Annotated in this window: 9 protein-coding genes; 5 read left to right on the plus strand and 4 right to left on the minus strand. The window is 61.8% G+C overall.

Features of this window, described 5'->3' with window-relative positions; genetic code table 11:
* The first annotated feature begins 11 nt into the window (after positions 1-11).
* The 3 genes from ACESTR_RS02690 (at position 12) to ACESTR_RS02700 (ending at position 5,481) form a co-directional block, all read left to right on the plus strand.
* Entirely contained in the window at positions 12-1,331 is a 1,320-nt protein-coding gene (locus ACESTR_RS02690) for an ABC transporter permease (RefSeq protein WP_278433781.1), read from the plus strand.
* A gap of 209 nt (positions 1,332-1,540) precedes the next feature.
* The gene (locus tag ACESTR_RS02695; RefSeq protein ID WP_009598439.1) at positions 1,541-4,138 is read left to right on the plus strand and encodes a hybrid sensor histidine kinase/response regulator; all 2,598 of its coding nucleotides are present in this window, start codon (positions 1,541-1,543) and stop codon (positions 4,136-4,138) included.
* 2 nt (positions 4,139-4,140) lie between these two features.
* Positions 4,141-5,481, plus strand: a complete 1,341-nt coding sequence (locus tag ACESTR_RS02700; protein WP_270390892.1) for a sigma-54-dependent transcriptional regulator — start codon at positions 4,141-4,143, stop codon at positions 5,479-5,481.
* A 14-nt stretch (positions 5,482-5,495) separates the two neighbouring features.
* Here ACESTR_RS02700 and ACESTR_RS02705 read toward each other — a convergent pair whose 3' ends face one another.
* The 3 genes from ACESTR_RS02705 to kbl form a co-directional block, all read right to left on the minus strand.
* Entirely contained in the window at positions 5,496-5,978 is a 483-nt protein-coding gene (locus ACESTR_RS02705) for a hypothetical protein (protein ID WP_373178768.1), read from the minus strand.
* 291 nt (positions 5,979-6,269) lie between these two features.
* Complete coding sequence (locus ACESTR_RS02710; RefSeq protein WP_009598456.1) at positions 6,270-6,743, minus strand: Lrp/AsnC family transcriptional regulator; 474 nt, start codon at positions 6,741-6,743, stop codon at positions 6,270-6,272.
* Between the two features lie 13 nt (positions 6,744-6,756).
* Positions 6,757-7,944, minus strand: a complete 1,188-nt coding sequence (gene kbl, locus ACESTR_RS02715) for a glycine C-acetyltransferase (protein ID WP_009598459.1) — start codon at positions 7,942-7,944, stop codon at positions 6,757-6,759.
* Between the two features lie 398 nt (positions 7,945-8,342).
* Between kbl and ACESTR_RS02720 the strand changes: the two genes are divergently transcribed.
* Positions 8,343-9,995 (plus strand): alkaline phosphatase, encoded by a 1,653-nt coding sequence (locus tag ACESTR_RS02720; protein WP_302575780.1) that lies wholly within the window; start codon positions 8,343-8,345, stop codon positions 9,993-9,995.
* Positions 9,996-10,238: 243 nt separating this feature from the next.
* Entirely contained in the window at positions 10,239-11,267 is a 1,029-nt protein-coding gene (gene galE, locus ACESTR_RS02725; RefSeq protein WP_014775330.1) for a UDP-glucose 4-epimerase GalE, read from the plus strand.
* 182 nt (positions 11,268-11,449) lie between these two features.
* Here galE and asnB read toward each other — a convergent pair whose 3' ends face one another.
* Positions 11,450-13,123 carry an asparagine synthase B gene (gene asnB, locus ACESTR_RS02730; RefSeq protein ID WP_009598448.1) on the minus strand — a complete coding sequence of 558 codons (1,674 nt, stop codon included), beginning with the start codon at positions 13,121-13,123 and terminating at the stop codon, positions 11,450-11,452.
* Positions 13,124-13,269: the final 146 nt, after the last annotated feature.

Raw genomic sequence — 13,269 nt, forward strand, 5'->3', positions numbered from 1 at the left:
ACGATACGATCATGTCACAAGTCAGCATTATCATAGGGCGCGAATTCAACGAGCGCGTCCGCAAAAAATCCTTCATCATCACCACGCTGCTCATGCCCCTGCTGATGATCGGCCTGATGTTCGCCCCGATGCTCATCATGAAGTATTCGCGCGGCGACGAGAAGCAGATCGCCGTCATCGACGATAGCGGGTTGATCGCCCCGCAGCTGCAAAGCGGCGAAGAGCTGGTCTTCCAGACTACGGACCTCTCGACCGAAGCGGCCCGCAAGGAGCTGACCGACAAGTTCGGCGTGCTCTATATCGGCTCGGACATCCTCACCAACCCCAACAACGTGAAGCTTTACGTCAATTCGTCGTCGTCGCTGACGGTCGAGAGCAATATCACGGGGCAGCTCGAAGAGATCATCGAGGCCGAAAAACTCAAGTCGTACAATATCGAGAACCTCTCGCAGATTCTGCAGGAGGTGAAGACCACGGTCGGCATGCAGACCTTCCGCAACGACGAGTCGCAGGAGGAGGAGTCGCAGGCCAAGTCGTCGGTCATCGCCACCGGCGTCGGCTTCGTGCTGGGCATGATCCTCTACATGTTCCTGCTCATTTACGGGTCGATGGTCATGCAGTCGGTCATCGAAGAGAAGAACAGCCGCGTGCTGGAGGTGATGGTGTCGTCGGTGCGGCCCTTCGACCTGATGCTGGGCAAGATACTCGGCGTGGCTTCGGTGGCCGTGGTGCAGGTGCTGATCTGGGGCGTGCTCTGCGCCGTCGGCGCGGCCGCGGCGGTGCACATGATGCCGGCCGACGTGCTGGCCGGGGTGCAGGCCATGCAGCAAGGGGTTCCCGACGCCGCGGCGTCGATAGACATGAATCCGGAGATGCTGCAGGTGATGGCCGCCGTGACCGATTTCGGCTATATCCTCCGTATCTTCGCCTACCTGCTGCTGTTCGTCTTCGGCGGATACCTTTTCTACTCGGCGATGTTCGCCGCCGTGGGTTCGGCTGTGGACAGCATTCAGGACGCCCAGCAGCTGCAGACGCCGATCACCATTCCGATCATCCTCGCCCTGCTGGTGATGATAACCGTCATCAACGACCCCAATTCACAGATGGCCTTCTGGTTCTCGATGATCCCCTTCACCTCGCCCGTGGTGATGATGGCGCGTATTCCGTACGGCATTCCCCTCTGGGAGGTGATTCTTTCGCTGGCGATCCTTTACGCCTCGTTTACCGCGATGGTGTGGCTGGCGGCCAAGATCTACCGCGTGGGAATCTTCATGTACGGCAAAAAGCCGACGTTCAAGGAACTTTACAAGTGGATTCGGTATAAGTATTAGTCCGCACCGCGATCGCTGAAAATACCGGGCCGTACGATGTCGTACGGCCCGGTCTGTTTTCGGGGCGGGACGGATTTGCGATCCGGGAACGAAAGAGATTCCGGATTCGCGGGTTTTTCGTATCTTTGTCCGGAAGGGTCCGGCGATCGGGGAGTGTGCAAACGTAGATTTCCGCCGAATGTCGCTCCGCATCCTTTGTCTTTGAAGGCATGAAAGAGTCGAAATTCGTCAAAACCAAGATTTTCGCGGGATATGCGATCCTGATCGCGGTCTGCGTCCTTTCGGTAGGCTATGTCTACCGGACGGTGGTGCGTTTTTCGACTCCCGACGGCAGCTATTCCCTGCTCCATACCAAACGCAGCGTCGCGGGACAGGCGCTCTACCATCTTTATCAGGCCGAGAGTTACGGCCAGCTGATGATCGCCGGATACCAGTCCTACGAGTCCCGCTACAAACGCGAACTGCGCACCGTGCGCGGCCTGATCGACTCGCTGCGGGGGCTGACCGCTGCGGAGGATTCGCTGCAGACGATGCGTCTGGACAGCATCGTGCGTCTTTTGGCCGACAAGGAGCGGCGGACGATGAGCCTGCGGCGGACGATCCGTTCGGCCGCCACGTCCAGCCTGCTGGACAAGAATATCCGCGAGCTGATCGGTCCGGCGGACAGCGCGGCGCACGGGGACAGCGTCGTCGTACGGGCGGCGGACACCGTCGCTTCGCGCGTGGTCGTGCAGGATACGGTGACCGTCCCGCGGCGCAAGCGCAAGTTCTTCCGCCGCTTCGCCGACCTGTTCAGCCCGCCGAAGGAGGAGGCCGGGATGATCATTTCCCGTCACGAACGGGTCGTGGATTCGCTGCCTGCGCCGGAGGTGAAGGATACGATCGCGGTGGTGCTGCGGACGCTGCAGGACCGGGTGACCAGCGACCGCATCGGCATCTACGACCGGGCGTGGAACGAAGGGATGCGCCTGCGGTACAGCAACGAGCTGGTGAACACGAAGATATACCGCCTTATCATGGATTTCGAAGCCGAGGATACGGCTTTTCTGATGAACCGCTTCGAGCAGACGGAGGCCATCCGCCGCCGTTCGTCGCTGACGCTGGGCGTGATCGCCGTCGCGGCCGTGGTGCTCATGCTGCTGTTCGTCGGCATCCTGTGGCGCGACATCAACCGCAGCAACCGCTACCGGCGGGCGCTGGAGCGGGCCAACCGCGACAACGAAGCGCTGCTGGCGGCGCGCGAGAAGCTGATGCTGGCCATCACGCACGACATCAAGGCGCCGCTGGGTTCGGTGATGGGCTATATCGACCTGCTTTCGCGCCTGACCGGCGACAAGCGCGAGGAGCTGTACCTGCATAACATGAAGGAGTCGTCGGAACATCTGCTGGCGCTGGTGAACAGCCTGCTGGACTTCTACCGCCTCGATATCAACAAGGTGGACGTCGATAAGGTCGCGTTCTGCCCGGCGCAGCTGTTCGAAACGATCCGCGCCGGATTTGCGGCGCAGGCCGGGGCGAAGGGCATCGGGCTGACGCTCGACGTCGAACCGGCGGCCGGGCGCGAGGTGGCGGGCGATCCGTTCCGTATCCGGCAGATCGCCGACAACCTGATCTCCAACGCGCTGAAATTTACTGACGAAGGCTCGGTGACGATCCGTGTCGATGTGGTGCAGGGCCGGCTCGTCTTCTCGGTCCGCGATACGGGACGCGGCATCGGACGCGAAGAGAAGGAGCGGATTTTTCAGGAATTCGTGCGTCTGCGCTCGGCGCAGGGCGTCGATGGATTCGGACTGGGGCTGTCGATCGTCGATCGGCTCGTGAAACTGCTGAAGGGGACCATATCGCTCGAAAGCCGTTTGGGCGAAGGGAGCAAATTCATCGTTTCGATCCCGGTGGGACCCGTTTCGGGCGGAGAGGGCCGCAAACTGCGGCCTGCGGAAGCGTGCGTGCCGGCGGTGCGTGGCGGCGTGAAGGCGCTGCTGATCGACGACGATCCTCTGCAGCTCGAAATGACCGCCGCGATGTGCCGTCAGGCGGGTGTCGGAGCCGAGTGCTGTCAGTACCCCGAATATGCCGCGAAACTGGTCGCGGACGGCGGCTTCGACGTGGTGCTGACCGATATACAGATGCCGTCGGCCGACGGTTTCAGCGTCCTTGCGGCGGTGCGCGGCGTGAATCCCGCGCTTCCCGTGGTGGCGGTTTCGGCACGCGGGGAGTTGGAAGCCGGGGATTTCTCGGACCGCGGCTTCGCGGGGTGCCTGCGCAAGCCGTTTACGGCCAACGAGCTGATTGCCGTGCTGGACGCCGTTTGCGGCGCGGGAAAGGCCCGAAGCGCAGAGGATGCGGAAGGCGCGGAGAAGAGCGGCGCTGCGGGAATTGTCGTCGGCGCGGGAGAACCCGTCAGTGCGGGGAGGCATGTCGGCAAGAGGGGAGCGGACGGTGCGGCGGACAATGCGCCGGAGGTTTCGGAGGGCGGTGTGAATTTCGGCCCCCTGACGGCCTATGCGGGCGACGATGCGGAAGCGGCGCGCGGGATTCTGGAATCCTTCGCCGAACAGAGCGCCGCGAATTGCCGGCTGCTCGAACGGGCGCTCGAAAGCGGCGACGTCGCCGCGCTGAAAGCCGTGGCGCACAAGATGCTGCCGATCTTCACGATGCTGGGGGCGGCCGGAGTCGCTGCGACGCTGCGCACGGCCGAGAGCTGGGAGGGGCCGCTGACCGACGCCCTGCGCGGCGAGATCGGCGCGGCGGCGGAAAATATCCGCGCGATTGTCGCGGAAGCGCAAAAAAAGGTATCTTTGCCCTGAGTATGGAACGGATTTTAATCATAGACGACGATATCACCTTCGCCCTGATGCTCAAGACGTGGCTCTCGAAAAAGGGCTTCCGGACCGAGACGGCGGCGAGCGTCGCGGCGGCCCGTACGGCGCTCGCGGAGGGCGGATTCTCGCTCGTGCTGAGCGATATGCGCCTGCCCGACGAGGACGGCATTGCCCTGCTGCAGTGGATGTCCGGGCAGCATATGGAGATTCCGGTGATCGTGATGACGAGCTACGCCGAGATACAGAACGCCGTGCGCTGCATGAAGCTGGGCGCGCGGGATTACGTGGCCAAGCCGGTCAATCCCGACGAACTGCTGAAAAAGATCCGCGAAGCGCTCGACGTCCCGGCTGCCGGCAGTGAGAAGCCTCCCGTTCCCGCCGCTTCGGCGAAGAAACCGCGGGAGGAGCGTCCCAATTACATCGAGGGCCGCAGCGATGCCGCGCAGCGGCTTTACGAATATGTCCGGCTCGTTGCGCCGACCAACATGTCGGTGCTGGTGACCGGCGCCAGCGGCACGGGCAAGGAGCATGTGGCCCAGCTGATTCACCGCGAAAGCAGGCGCGCCGGAAAGCCTTTCGTAGCCGTGGACTGCGGCGCGATTGGGCGCGAACTGGCCGCCTCTGAGTTTTTCGGCCACGTCAAGGGTTCGTTTACGGGAGCCGTGGGCGACAAGACGGGCGCCTTCGAAGCCGCGAACGGCGGCACGCTCTTTTTGGACGAGGTCGGCAACCTGACCTATGAAACGCAGGTGCAGCTGCTCCGCGCCCTGCAGGAGCGGCGCATCCGTCCCGTGGGAGGCAGCCGCGAAATTCCGGTCGATATCCGGCTGATCGCCGCGACGAACGAGGACCTCGAAGCCGCCATCGCGCGCGGTGCGTTCCGCGCCGATCTCTATCACCGCATCAACGAATTCACGCTCCGCATGCCCGAACTGCGGCAGATGCGCGGGGACATCATGCTTTTCGCCGACTTCTTTCTCGATGCGGCGAACCGGGAGCTGGACAAGCGGATCGTGGGCTTCGATCCGCAGGCCGCCGCGGCCATGACCCGCTACGACTGGCCCGGAAACCTGCGGCAGATGAAGAACGCGGTGATGTCCGCGACGCTGCTCTGCACGGGGGATTACATCACCTGCCGCGAACTGCCCGCCGAGTTGTCCGAGGCCCCCGAAACTCCTGCGGTGCCGCTGCGCAATCCGGCCGGCGAGGAGGAGCAGATCCGGCGCGCGCTGGCGATGGCCGGGGGCAACAAGTCGCAGGCAGCCAAACTGCTCGGCATCGACCGCAAGACCCTCTACAACAAGTTGCATCTTTACGGCATCGAATAGCCGCCGGGTGTGGATTATTTCCACACTTTGTAGCGCGATTCCACACCTTTCCACACTCCGGACGATTCCGGCGTGCCTTGCCGACCGCTGTCTATCAGCGGTTTGCCGTTTTTTATCCGGATGGCACGCCGCTTGAACTCCATTTTATCAGAACGGTTGGCGAGACATATCCGAACCGAAGAAGTGAAAAGGAACCTTTTAATTTTAAAAGCGATGAAAAAGACAATTGTAACGATGGCAGCTTTGCTGCTGATGGCTGGCGGAGCGATGGCTTGCGCCCAGCAGCCCGAAAAGAGAGAGGCGACCGAAGCTGCGGCTCCGGCTGCCGACACGCAGGAGAAATCGGCGGCTGACGATGCGGCAAAGACGGATTCGACTGCCGGAGAATCCGCAAAGGAGGAGAGTAAGGTTGAGAGTGAAGGGTCAAGTGAGGGTAACTCCTCCTCCGCATCGGAAGCACCGGCTTCGTCCGCCGAATAGGCTTCCGGGATAATCATCAGTTAAACAATTGTTTGCCGGGGTGCCCCGCCTGTTTTCAGGCGGGGCGCTTTCCTTTTGTGCCGGCATGTTCGGCGTTTGGCCGGGGGCGGGCGGTTTTCGGGGTATATTGCAGGATGTCGGCTTTTTGTGGTTCTGGTGCCCGGCAGGTCCGGAAAATCAGGGCCCGGCGGGTTTTTCCGGGATATGATAACGAATCGGGTTGCACCCTTTCCCTCGCAGGCATGAAAAAACGGAGACCCCATCGGGTCTCCGTCGTGCGGGGAGGGCGGATGATTCTCCGCCGGATGCTATTCCTCGATAAAATCGATGTTCACCTGCCGCTGGAACGCTTCCTGCAGCGAGATCTGGGTCTCGGTCGAGGAGACGCCCTGAATGCGCAGGATGCCGTCGAAAATCGTGCGCATGAGGTGCTCGTTGTCCACGCAGTAGAGCTTCACGAGGATATTGCCCGAACCGGTGATGAAGTGCGCCTCCACGATTTCGGGAATCTCCTTGAGCTGTTCCACGGTTTGCTTGAGCAGCTGCGGGTCCTTGAGCGTGATGCTGATGTGGGCGCAGACGTCGAAGCCCATCATTTTGGGATCGACGATCAGCCGGCTGCCCAGAATCACGCCCGAATCGTCGAGCTTGCGGATGCGCTGATGGATCGCGGCGCCTGAGATGCCGCATTCGCGGGCGATCTCAAGAAAGGGCATGCGGGCGTTCTTGATCAGGTATTTGAGGATTTTGCGGTCGATCGCGTCTAAGGATGTTTTCGGCATAGGCTTGAGGGTTTTATTTGATGACATTCAATTCTTTGCCGACCTTGATGAAGGCGGCGATGCAGCGGTCGAGCTGTTCGGTCGTGTGGCCTGCGGAGACCTGCACGCGGATGCGGGCCTGACCCTTCGGCACGACCGGATAGTAGAAGCCCGTCACGAAAACCCCTTCGTCCTGCAACCGGGCGGCGAAGTCCTGCGACAGCTTGGCGTCGTAGAGCATCACGGCGCAGATGGCCGACTGCGTGGGTTTGATGTCGAAACCTGCGGCCATCATGCCTTCGCGGAAGTGCTCCACGTTGGCCACCAGACGGTCGTGCAGTTCGTTGCTTTCGCCCAGCATGCGGAACATTTCGATTCCGGCGCCGACGACGGCAGGGGGCAGCGAGTTGGAGAAGAGGTAGGGGCGCGAACGCTGGCGGAGCATCTCGATAATCTCCCTGCGGCCCGTCGTGAAGCCGCCTACGGCGCCGCCGAAGGCTTTGCCGAGCGTGCCGGTGAGGATGTCCACCTGACCGCGCAGGTCGTAGAGTTCGGTGATGCCGCGGCCGGTTTTGCCCAGCACGCCCGCCGAGTGGCACTCGTCCACCATCACCAGTGCGTCGTATTTCTCGGCCAGCGCGCAGATCTTGTCCAGCGGCGCGGCATTGCCGTCCATCGAGAAGACCCCGTCGGTGCAGATGATGCGGAAACGCTGCGCCTGCGCTTGCTTGAGACACTCCTCCAGCTCGGCCATGTCGGCGTTGGCGTAGCGGTAGCGCACGGCCTTGCACAAACGCACGCCGTCGATGATCGACGCATGGTTCAGCGAGTCGGAGATAATGGCGTCCTCCTGACCGAAAATCGGCTCGAAGACGCCTCCGTTGGCGTCGAAGCAGGCGGCATAGAGGATCGTGTCCTCGGTGCCGAAGTAGTCGGCTATGGCTTTTTCGAGCTGTTTGTGGATGTCCTGACAGCCGCAGATGAAACGCACCGACGACATGCCGTAGCCGCGGTTGTCCATGGCCCGTTTCGCGGCTTCGATCAGCCGCGGGTTGTCCGAAAGTCCGAGGTAGTTGTTGGCGCAGAAATTAAGTACCTTACGACCTGCAACTTCGATCTCCGCGCGCTGCGGCGATTCGATGACCCGTTCGCTCTTGTAGAGCCCTGCAGCCTTGATTTCGGCAAGTTCCTGCTGCAGATGTTCTTTGATTTTTCCGTACATATCCGTTTATGGTTTGATGAATTTCCGGTGCGGGAGGTGTCAATCTGTTAGCAAATATACGATTAATTTCTGAAAACAGACATTCTTCCGCGCTCTTTTTCACGATTGGGGTTACGAATTGTTAGTCCGCTTCGTCTTGCGGCCTCCGCCGGGCCTGCGCAGCCCCTCGGTTCACTCCTTCCGTGCGGCGGGGCCGAGGTTTTTTTGTGCGGCGGATCTCCCGTACTCCCGGCGATTTTCGGGTCCGGATTTGCTTATTTTTTTCGTATTCTTTCCCGTTCTCTTGTTTTTTCGTACCTTTACTACCGTTTTTGCCCGACAGGCCGATTCCAACGATGCGAGACACCTTTGCCGTCGTTCGCCCTCCGGTGCAACGCCCGTAAAAACCGCAATGGATTATGATGAAAAAAAGTGCAATTCTGCTGCTTCTGCTCTTCGCCGCGCTGGCGGCCGGGGCGCAGCCCTTCTACCGCAAACCCGTCGCCCCGGTGCGCAACGTCATCGTGATGATTCCCGACGGAACCTCTACGAGCGTCCTCGCCGCGGCGCGCTGGTATAAATTCTACAACGACCCTTCGCAGCGGACGCTCAACCTCGATTCCTGCCTTTGCGGGCTAGTCGGGACGTTCTCGTCCGATTCGCCGATCCCCTGCTCGGCCCCTGCCATGTCGGCCTACATGACGGGCATGCCCCAGCAGGCGGGCAACGTTTCGGTCTATCCGGCGGCCAATCCCGTGCAGGATATCGTCGAGGTCGAATCCGGACGGGCCTGTCAGCCGCTGGCGACGCTGCTCGAAGCGGCCAAGCACGACCGGGGAAAGGCTGCGGGACTCGTCGTGACGGTCGATTTCTGCCATGCGACGCCCGCCGCCTGCGCTTCGCACCACTACTCCCGCCACGCCTATCCCGCGCTGGCGGCGCAGATGGCGGCCAACGACTTGGACGTGATGTTCGGCGGCGGCCGGAAGCAGGTCACGGACGCCATGCGGGCGTATCTGCGCGGCAGCGGCGCGACGCTTATCGAGCAGGATGCCGCGGCGTTCCGCGCTTACGACGGCAAAGGCCCCGTGTGGTCGCTCTTCGCGCAGGGGAACATGAGTTACGACCTCGACCGGAACGATGCCGAACAGCCGTCGCTGGCCGAGATGACGGCCAAGGCGCTGGAGGTGCTGGACAGGCATGAAAACGGCTTTTTCCTGATGGTTGAGGGCAGCCGCGTCGATATGGCGGCGCATGCCAAGGACCCCGTGGGGGTGATTACCGAGATGCTGGCCTTCGACAAGGCCGTGGGCGTGGCGCTCGATTTCGCCCGCCGCGACGGGCGGACGGCCGTTGTCATCATGCCCGACCACGGCACTTCGGGGCTGAGTTTCGGCGACGGGGCCTATAAGGATTACGCCTCCAAGGGACTCGATTCGGCCTATATGAATATCTCGAAGGTGCGCCGCACGGCTTCGGGGCTGGAAAAAATACTGCTCAAGGCGCGGCCGGAACAGATCCGGCCCCTGTTCCGCGAATACACGGGCATCGAGCTTACGGACGATGAATTGGCCCTGCTCCGGAGTTCGCGCAATTATACCGAGGCCGACTACATGAAGGTCGCCAACAGCGTGAACATGGTGTCGAGCATCGCCCGCATCGTGACCTCCCGCACCCATTTCGGGTTTCTCAGCGGCAGCCATACCGCCGAAGACGTCTTTCTGGCGGCTTACCACCCGGAGGGCGACCTGCCCGTGGGGCGCAATACCAATACGGAGATCCATGCCTACATGGCCGACCTGCTCGGTTTGGAGCGTCCGTTGGCTGAATTGACCGGCGAACTGTTCGCACCGCATACCGAGGTGTTCCGCGGCGCGAAGTGCTCGATTTCGGCGGCCGAAGGGCAGATGCCCTGCCTGACGGTCCGCAAGGGGCGCCGTACGCTGCGCGTGCCGGCCAACGGTTCGGTCGCCTACCTCGACGGCAAGCCCCTGAAACTGCGCTCGGCTGTGGTCTATATCGACCGCAACGACACGTTCTACCTGCCGCGCGAGCTGGGCGAAAAATTCTGACCCGGCAAACTCTTCCGGCGGTCGGCGCGCATTGGGACGGTGTCCGGCACACATTTGGGCGGCGTCCGGCAAACTCTTCCGGCGACTTTCGGGACCCCTTCCGGATTTATACGGCCCGCTCCGGACTTCGGTGAGAAGTCCCGGAGCGGGTTTTTTCGGGGCGGAGGTTCAGGATTTCGGGCGGTTTTGAGGGATAACCGCTTTTTCTTGTTATATTTGTGACTCAAATAAAAACCTCAACTTATGAAAAAATCGTGTGTTTTGGTCAGCGGCGGCGCCGGTTATATCGGTTCGCATACCGCCGTGGAACTGATAGGCGCCGGTTACGACGTGGTGATCGTCGATAATCTTTCGAACAGCGACATGGACGCCGTCGAGGGAGTCCGCAGGATCACGGGCGTCGAAGTGCCGTTCGAAAAGGCGGACTGCTGCGACCGCGACGCTTTTCGCAAAGTGTTCGAAAAGTACGACTTCGACTCGGTGATTCATTTCGCGGCGTCGAAGGCCGTGGGCGAGTCGGTCGGCAAGCCGCTGGAATACTACCGCAACAACCTCGTTTCGTTTATGAACGTCATCGACCTCATGCGTGAGTTCGGACGTCACAACATCGTCTTCTCGTCGTCGTGTACGGTTTACGGCGAGGCCGACAAGCTGCCCGTGACGGAGCAGACGCCCCGCAAGCCTGCGACCTCGCCCTACGGCAACACCAAGCAGATGTGCGAGGACATCCTGCGCGATTCGCTGGCGGCCTACGAGGGCATGAAGGGCATCGCCCTGCGCTATTTCAACCCCATCGGCGCGCATCCTTCGGCCCTGATCGGCGAACTGCCGCGCGGCGTGCCGCAGAATCTGGTCCCCTACATCACGCAGACGGCCGCCGGACTCCGCGAATGCCTTTCGGTCTTCGGCGACGACTATCCGACGCCCGACGGCTCGAACATCCGCGACTATATCGACGTGGTGGACCTCGCCAAAGCCCATGTGACGGCGATCGCGCGCATGATCGAGGGCAAGAACAGGGAGAAGTACGAAATCTTCAACATCGGCACGGGACGCGGCGTTTCGGTGCTCGAACTGGTGCGTAAGTTCGAAGAGGTGAACAACCTGAAACTCAACTACAAGATCGTGGGCCGCCGTGCGGGCGACATCGTGGCGATCTGGGCCGATCCGTCGTATGCCAACGACGAACTGGGTTGGAAGGCCGAACGTTCGCTCGACCAGACGCTGGCTGCGGCGTGGAAATGGGAGAAGCATATCCGCGGCATCGAATAACCGCCTCCGGCGTGCCGGACCGCGGCGCTGCGTTTCGGCGGCGAAAGCTGCCGGGGAGAGCTTCGCAAGCGTGCTTTCGGATAAATTTAGGGAGGCCCCGGATTCCGGGGCCTCCCTCTGCTTAAAACATGCTGAAGTTTTCGGAAGGTTCGGTCGGTGAAGTGTTTTAAGCGTATGCGGTGCTAACTGTGCGTCAGGTCGGTGTTGTGGACGCCCAGCACGGCGCGGCCCGACGGGTCGTTCCTGTCGCGGAAGGCCGCGTCCCAAGCCAGCGCCTCGGCGGTGCTGCACGCCACGGAGGGCACCGAAGGAACGCATTGGGCCGCGGTCTGCGACGGGAAGTGCTCTTCGAAGATCGTGCGGTAATAGTACTCCTCCTTGTTGCGGGGCGGATTGATCGGGAACCGCTCGGCGGCGTGTTCCATTTCGCGGTCGGAGACCGCTTCGGAGGTGATTCGTTTCAGGGTGTCGATCCAGCCGTAGCCCACGCCGTCGGAGAACTGCTCCTTCTGCCGCCAGACGATCTCTTCGGGAAGCAGCTCCTCGAAAGCCTTGCGCAGAATCCACTTTTCGATGCGTCCGTCCTTGGCCATCTTCGCTTCGGGATTGATGCGCATGGCCACGTCCAGAAACTCCTTGTCGAGGAACGGCACGCGTCCCTCGACGCCCCATGCGGAGAGCGATTTGTTGGCCCGCAGGCAGTCGTAGAGGTGGAGCTTGCCGACCTTGCGCACGGTCTCCTCGTGGAATGCGCGGGCGTTCGGGGCCTTGTGGAAATAGAGGTAGCCGCCGAAGACCTCGTCGGCGCCCTCGCCCGAAAGCACCATCTTGATGCCCATGGATTTGATGACACGTGCCAGCAGGTACATCGGCGTAGACGCCCGCACGGTGGTCACGTCGTACGTCTCGATGAAGTAGATCACGTCGCGCAAGGCGTCCAGACCCTCCTGAATGGTATAGTGGATTTCGTGGTGCACGGTGCCGATCCGGTCGGCCACCTTGCGGGCCGCCGCGAGGTCGGGGGAGCCTTCGAGTCCGATGGCGAAGGAGTGGAGCCGGGGCCACCACGCCCGGTCGCGGTCGTGCGATTCGACGCGCCGGTCGGCGAATTTCCGCGCCACGGCCGAGATGATCGACGAGTCGAGACCTCCCGACAGCAGCACGCCGTAGGGCACGTCGGACATCAGCTGCCGCTTGACGGCCGCTTCGAGGGCGGCGCGCAGGGCCGGAATGTCGGCGCCGGTCTCTTTCACGGCGTCGTATTCGAACCAGTCGCGGTCGTACCAGCGGACCATTTTTCCCTCTTTGCTCGACCAGTAGTGGCCCGGCAGGAAGGGCTGGATCGTGGTGCAGACCCCTTCGAGGGCTTTCAGCTCCGAGGCCACGTAGAACTGCTCGTCGCGGTCCCAGCCGATGTAGAGCGGGATGACGCCGATCGGATCGCGGGCGATCAGGTATTCGTCGTTTTCGATGTCGTACAGCGCGAAAGCGAAGATGCCGCTGATCTTTTCGAGCAGTCCGACGCCCATTTTTTGGTAAAGTGGCAGGATCACCTCGCAGTCCGAGCCTGTCCGGAAATCGTACTCCCCGGCCAGCTCGTCGCGGATTTCCCGATGGTTGTATATCTCGCCGTTGACAGCCAGCACCAGTTTCCCGTCGCGGCTGAAAAGGGGCTGTCCGCCCGACTGGGGATCGACGATCGAAAGCCGCTCGTGGGAGAGAATCGCCCGTTCGCCGCAGTAGACGCCCGACCAGTCGGGTCCCCGGTGGCGGATATTTTTCGACATTTTCAGCACCTGCGTGCGCAGCGCATCCGATTTCTGCCGGATGTCAAACAGTCCTACGAATCCACACATTTTCTGTTCGTTTGTTGTCATGGAACCCTCCCTTGGAATAGGCGGTTCCGGGGTTTGTCAATAGGATAAGCCGGGCGTGCGCCGCCGGCGGGCGGGCCGATGCCGGGGACGTACTTTGTGCCGCACCTCCCCGGCGTCGCCCGCAT

The organism is Alistipes sp. DJF_B185 (assembly GCF_964250025.1).
Lineage (GTDB): Bacteria > Bacteroidota > Bacteroidia > Bacteroidales > Rikenellaceae > Alistipes > Alistipes finegoldii.

Coding starts and splice junctions, on each gene's coding strand:
- ACESTR_RS02690 (WP_278433781.1), top strand. CDS start 12: ATGTCACAAGTCAGCATTATCATAGGGCGCGAATTCAACGAGCGCGTC.
- ACESTR_RS02695 (WP_009598439.1), top strand. CDS start 1,541: ATGAAAGAGTCGAAATTCGTCAAAACCAAGATTTTCGCGGGATATGCG.
- ACESTR_RS02700 (WP_270390892.1), top strand. CDS start 4,141: ATGGAACGGATTTTAATCATAGACGACGATATCACCTTCGCCCTGATG.
- ACESTR_RS02705 (WP_373178768.1), bottom strand. CDS start 5,978: ATGATTATCCCGGAAGCCTATTCGGCGGACGAAGCCGGTGCTTCCGAT.
- ACESTR_RS02710 (WP_009598456.1), bottom strand. CDS start 6,743: ATGCCGAAAACATCCTTAGACGCGATCGACCGCAAAATCCTCAAATAC.
- kbl (WP_009598459.1), bottom strand. CDS start 7,944: ATGTACGGAAAAATCAAAGAACATCTGCAGCAGGAACTTGCCGAAATC.
- ACESTR_RS02720 (WP_302575780.1), top strand. CDS start 8,343: ATGATGAAAAAAAGTGCAATTCTGCTGCTTCTGCTCTTCGCCGCGCTG.
- galE (WP_014775330.1), top strand. CDS start 10,239: ATGAAAAAATCGTGTGTTTTGGTCAGCGGCGGCGCCGGTTATATCGGT.
- asnB (WP_009598448.1), bottom strand. CDS start 13,123: ATGTGTGGATTCGTAGGACTGTTTGACATCCGGCAGAAATCGGATGCG.